General features: G+C 75.6%; 1 protein-coding gene and 1 pseudogene. Both read left to right on the top strand.

Features of this window, described 5'->3' with window-relative positions; translation table 11 throughout:
* Positions 1-125: pseudogene (locus tag MHW47_RS35375) on the top strand (LysR family transcriptional regulator); the annotation flags it as partial.
* A gap of 114 nt (positions 126-239) precedes the next feature.
* Positions 240-1,370: an aminopeptidase P family protein gene (locus MHW47_RS35370; RefSeq protein ID WP_239227901.1), complete on the top strand. Its 1,131-nt coding sequence runs from the start codon at positions 240-242 to the stop codon at positions 1,368-1,370.
* Positions 1,371-1,479 lie beyond the last annotated feature (109 nt).

Here is a 1,479-nt window from a genome sequence, read left to right as displayed (position 1 = left end):
TGGTGGTCCGCCCGGTCCGGGACACCGCGCCGACCCGCCGGGTGTTCGCCGCGGTGCGCCGGGGCGCCGAGGCCCATCCGCTGATCGCCCCCGTGCTCGACGCGCTGGCCGGCGCGGCGACCTGAACCGGACGCACCGCCCCCCCGGAGCCTCCGGCCCGGCCCCGGTCCCGGAACCCTCGCGGACGCCCCGCCCGGCGGGCAGGATGGGAGGGCCGTCGTGTGCCTCAGGAGGTCCGCATGCCCAGCTCCACCCGGCCCGTGCCGTTCACCGCCGACGACTACCGGGACCGGATGGCCAGGGCCGCCGACAGCGCCGCCGCGGCCGGGCTCGCCGGGCTGCTGGTCGCGCCCGGCCCCGACCTCGTGTACCTGACGGGATATGCGCCGACCGCGGTCACCGAACGGCTCACGCTCCTCGTCCTCGCGGCGGGCCAAGACCCCGTCCTCGTCGTGCCCACGCTGGAGGCGCCGGACGCGGCGAAGGCCGTGGGCGCCCCCGCGCTGACCCTGCGGGACTGGACGGACGGCAAGGACCCGTACGCCGTCACCGCCCCGCTGCTCGACGCGCGGGGCCGATTCGGGATCAGTGACAACGCCTGGGCCATGCACCTCATCGGCCTCCAGCAGCGGCTGCCCGACACCTCCTACGCCTCGCTCACCGAGGCGCTGCCCATGCTGCGCGCCGTGAAGGACGCCCACGAACTGGCCCGGCTCGCCGCCGCCGGGGCAGCCGCCGACGCCGCGTACGAGGAGATCCTCACGGTGCGCTTCGCCGGCCGCAAGGAGACCGACGTCGCCGCCGACCTGGCCCGGCTGCTCACCGAACACGGGCACTCCCAGGTCGACTTCACGGTCGTCGGCTCCGGGCCCAACGGCGCCGACCCGCACCACGAGGCGGGCGACCGCACCATCGAGCACGGCGACATGGTCGTCCTCGACTTCGGCGGCCTCAAGTACGGCTACGGCTCCGACACCTCCCGCACCGTCCACGTCGGCGAGCCCACCGCCGAGGAACAGCGGGTCCACGACATCGTGCGCGCCGCCCAGCGGGCCGGCTGCGAGGCGGTCCGCCCCGGCGTCGCCTGCCAGGAGATCGACCGGGCCGCCCGCGCCGTCATCACCGAGGCCGGCTACGGCGAACGCTTCATCCACCGCACCGGCCACGGCATCGGCGTCACCACCCACGAGCCGCCGTACATGATCGAGGGCGAGGAGCAGCCGCTCGTGCCCGGCATGTGCTTCTCGGTGGAGCCCGGCATCTACCTGCCGGGCCGGTTCGGTGTACGCATCGAGGACATCGTGACCGTCACCGAGGACGGCGGGCGCCGCCTCAACGCCACCCCCCGCGAACTGGCGGTCGTCGAGTAGACCGGATGCCGGCTCAGTCGTCGGCCAGCACCACGCAGGACTCCGCCGGCAGGCGCAGCACCCCGTCCGGGCCGGGCGGGTCCACCGGCAGCCACGCCGCGAGGACCCG

The sequence above is a fragment of the Streptomyces sp. OfavH-34-F genome (genome assembly GCF_022347745.1).
In the GTDB taxonomy this organism is placed as follows: Bacteria; Actinomycetota; Actinomycetes; order Streptomycetales; family Streptomycetaceae; genus Streptomyces.
The sequence above is the reverse complement of the archived record's forward strand: the minus strand, read 5'-3'. Positions and strand labels throughout refer to the sequence as shown.